The 470-nt window shown below is 38.3% G+C and carries 1 protein-coding gene; it reads left to right on the top strand.

Translation table 11 applies throughout. From position 1 onward, the window contains the following. On the top strand, positions 1–470 hold a 470-nt coding region (locus ACU8YE_RS24850; RefSeq protein WP_446930202.1), incomplete at both ends, for a thermonuclease family protein.

The following is a 470-nucleotide window of genomic DNA, read 5'->3' as shown; positions in this document are numbered from 1 at the left end:
AAGCACAGGATAGTGTAAAAGAAGTGACTGAAAATGTTACTCAAACTATTTCAAACGATCAACGTATACCAGCTGATTTTGTTAGGCACGTGGATGGCGATACCACAGTATTAAAAATTGACGGAAAAGAACAAAAAGTTCGGTTTTTATTAATTGACACACCCGAGACTGTGAAACCGAAAACAAAAGTTCAGCCGTTCGGATTGGAAGCTAGCAAACGCACAAAAGAGCTTTTGTCTACTGCTGCAGAAATTACTTTTGAATATGATCAAGGGGATAAAAAAGATCATTACGGTAGAGCGTTGGGGTATATTTTTGTAGATGGAACATTACTACAAAAAACACTTGTGAGAGAGGGATTAGCACGTGTGGCTTATGTCAAAGAGCCTAACACTAAGTATCTACTAGAATTAGAGGAAGCACAAGAAAAGGTTAAAAATGAGTCACTCGGAATCTGGAGCATACCAGGA

The organism is Ralstonia sp. VS2407, assembly GCF_052950655.1.
The sequence above is the reverse complement of the archived record's forward strand: the minus strand, read 5'-3'. Positions and strand labels throughout refer to the sequence as shown.